The 3116-nt window shown below is 42.8% G+C and carries 3 protein-coding genes and 1 pseudogene; 3 read left to right on the top strand and 1 reads right to left on the bottom strand.

Going from position 1 to position 3116, the window contains the following annotated elements:
• Positions 1–861 (bottom strand): annotated as a pseudogene (locus tag K2G43_RS04265) (translocation/assembly module TamB); the annotation flags it as partial.
• 216 nt (positions 862–1077) lie between these two features.
• Between K2G43_RS04265 and tsaD the strand changes: the two are divergent.
• The 3 genes from tsaD (at position 1078) to rpmB (ending at position 3048) form a co-directional block, all read left to right on the top strand.
• Positions 1078–2100 carry a tRNA (adenosine(37)-N6)-threonylcarbamoyltransferase complex transferase subunit TsaD gene (tsaD, locus tag K2G43_RS04270; RefSeq protein WP_300153117.1) on the top strand — a complete coding sequence of 341 codons (1023 nt, stop codon included), beginning with the start codon at positions 1078–1080 and terminating at the stop codon, positions 2098–2100.
• 98 nt (positions 2101–2198) lie between these two features.
• A complete protein-coding gene (locus tag K2G43_RS04275) occupies positions 2199–2666 on the top strand; it encodes a CinA family protein (RefSeq protein ID WP_300153119.1) in 468 nt (155 codons plus the stop codon).
• 121 nt (positions 2667–2787) lie between these two features.
• Positions 2788–3048 (top strand): 50S ribosomal protein L28, encoded by a 261-nt coding sequence (gene rpmB, locus K2G43_RS04280; protein WP_004291052.1) that lies wholly within the window; start codon positions 2788–2790, stop codon positions 3046–3048.
• Positions 3049–3116: the final 68 nt, after the last annotated feature.

The raw sequence follows: 3116 nt of genomic DNA on the forward strand, positions 1-3116 counted from the left end.
CAATTGGAAATGATTTCCGGCAGAAATGGAAAGAAGGGGGCAATCCAGTTGGTTAAAGGTTCCGGCAATCTGTACCTCCACCTGCATCTTCTCTTTGAAGGACCTAAAAGCTGGGATAAAGGCCGATAAATCGTGCAATGCCACTTGAGAAGGCTGCAAATGAAATGAAAAGCGCACGTCTTGAGCAAGGTTTCCGAATGCCCCTATGCTGTCATAGTCCATGCGTATGGTGTCCATTGCCAGCGTAGTGTTGGGAAGTTCGATGGCGAAATTCTCGATTCTCGTTTGACGGTTGTTGCCGATAACCTTCAGACTCAGTTTCTTCAATTCAAATCCGGAATTCTCTTCTTCAATGCTCAATCGTTTTATAGCTGCGTTGATGGAGTCATTCTTCAAAGCCTTCAAAGAGATGTTGGCGATAATGTTATGTAGCCGGATATGCTGCGGATTAAATTTTTCTGGTGTCTCTTTTTCAGATAATACGTCAAATGAAACCTTTCCACGGCGTATTAGCAACGAGTTGATGCGAAGGTTCAGGTTGTTTTCCTTCTGAACCGTATCTTGGGGAGCGAATGCGTCAATCACAAACTGGAAATTCGGTTTGTCATCCGGAGTCTGTTTGTTCAGCTGGATATTGAAGCCGAACAACTGTACGTTACTGATGGATATTTTTCCGTTGAATAGGGGCAGAATGTCAAATTTGGCGGAGAGTCGGGCTATTTTTAGCATCTCTTTCCCCGATTGGTCGTCCAATAGCAAATCGTCAATGATAATGCGGTTCAGCAATCCCATGTTGATGCGTCCGATGGTGAGCTTGCTGTTCAAAATAGAAGTCAGTTCATGGGCGACAAATACGGATATCTGTCGCTGGACGTATGGGATGTTCAGCAACAAGATGGTACTGATGTATAGTCCTAATACAATGCCCAGTACCCAACGTATTGTTTTTTTTAGCTTTCCGATAAGGCGGTCATTTTTTAGATTGAGCCAACAAAAATATGAAATAATACGTTATGAATCGTACTTTTATCACTACTTTTGCAGCGTTTAAACATAAAATAATTTGTAATAAACGGTATGAGTACAATAATTTTGGGAATAGAATCTTCTTGCGATGACACTTCGGCGGCAGTTGTCAAGGATGGTTATCTGCTGTCAAATGTAGTGGCAAGCCAGGTGGTGCATGAAGCGTATGGGGGCGTGGTGCCTGAACTCGCTTCCCGTGCTCATCAGCAAAATATAGTTCCGGTGGTGCATGAAGCGTTGAAACGGGCCGGAGTAGCTAAAGAGGAGTTAAGTGCGGTGGCGTTTACGCGTGGACCGGGCCTGATGGGTTCTTTGTTGGTCGGTGTCTCTTTTGCAAAAGGATTCGCTCGCTCGTTAGGTATTCCGATGATTGATGTCAATCACTTGACTGGACATGTTTTAGCTCATTTTATTAAAGTTGAAGGTGAAGAGAGTACGCAGCCGGAATTTCCTTTTCTTTGCTTGTTGGTTTCCGGCGGAAACTCGCAGATTATTTTGGTAAAAGCTTATAACGACATGGAGATATTGGGGCAGACCATTGACGATGCGGCCGGTGAAGCCATTGATAAATGTTCCAAGGTGATGGGACTGGGCTATCCGGGAGGTCCAATCATTGACAGATTGGCTCGCCAGGGCAATCCGAAAGCTTTCTCTTTCAGCAAGCCGCATATCCCGGGGTTGGATTATAGCTTTAGCGGGTTGAAAACCTCGTTTCTCTATTCATTGCGCGATTGGATGAAGGAAGATCCCGATTTCATCGAACACCACAAGGAAGATTTGGCAGCCTCTTTAGAAACTACAGTCGTTGACATCCTGATGGATAAGTTGCGCAAAGCGGCTAAACAATATAAAATAAAAGAAGTAGCCGTAGCAGGAGGCGTTTCGGCCAACAACGGGCTGCGTAATGCTTTTCGTGAACACGCCACAAAGTATGGTTGGAATATCTTCATTCCGAAATTCAGTTATACCACGGATAATGCTGCGATGATTGCTATTACAGGTTATTTTAAGTATCAGGACAAGGATTTCTGCCCAATGGAGCTTCCGGCTTATTCCCGGGTTACATTAGGCTGATTCATTTGCTTTGGTCAGACAGATATTGAGTGAAGTCATTTTGTAGAATCAGATATGGTTTGCAAGTTTGCTAAGGAGTTACATAATACTGAAAAGGTATGAAACTAGAAGAAGAAATCGGGAAAGTGCTTGAAGCAAAGAAATTGTTCCTTTCCACCGCAGAAAGTTGCACTGGTGGAGGGATTGCCGCTTTGATAACTTCGATTCCGGGCAGTTCGAATTATTTTAAGGGCGGCATCGTGGCATACTCCAATGAGGTGAAGATGTCTTTATTGGATGTATCTGCCGAAACGTTGGAAATGTATGGGGCGGTAAGTCGGGAAACTGTGGCGGAAATGGCAAAAGGTGCGATGAAAAGGCTGAAAACCGATTGTGCAATCGCCACTTCCGGTATTGCGGGCCCTGGAGGAGGGACTCCTGAGAAACCGGTGGGCACGATCTGGATTGCCGTTGCCTATAAAAGCGAAATTGTTACGCTGAAACAGACTGGCGATTTGGGAAGGATAGAAAATGCACAAAAAGCGATTCAAAATGCCCTTTTCCTGCTTTATAATAGCTTGAAATGAGGAAAAAATACTATCGTACAATGAATTATTTTATAAAATACTTGTTTGGTATCAATAAAAGTGCTTACTTTGCGCTCTGTTTGAAATAGGCATAAAAGAAAACTATAAAATTTAGATAGAAATGTCAAAGATTTGTCAAATTACCGGAAAGAAGGCCATGATTGGCAACAATGTTTCGCACTCAAAGAGGAGAACAAAAAGAACCTTTGATTTGAACTTGTTTAACAAAAAGTTCTATTATGTAGAACAGGATTGCTGGATCAGCCTTAGTATTTGCGCTAACGGTTTGCGCATTATTAATAAGAAAGGACTGGATGCTGCTTTGAAGGATGCAGTAGCTAAAGGTTATTGTGATTGGAAAAGCATTAAAGTTATTGGCTAAAAGTAGAGGAGAATACTGATTATGGCAAAGAAAGCAAAAGGTAACAGAGTACAGGTGATTCTGGAATG

The organism is Bacteroides sp., assembly GCF_029057325.1.
Lineage (GTDB): Bacteria > Bacteroidota > Bacteroidia > Bacteroidales > Bacteroidaceae > Bacteroides.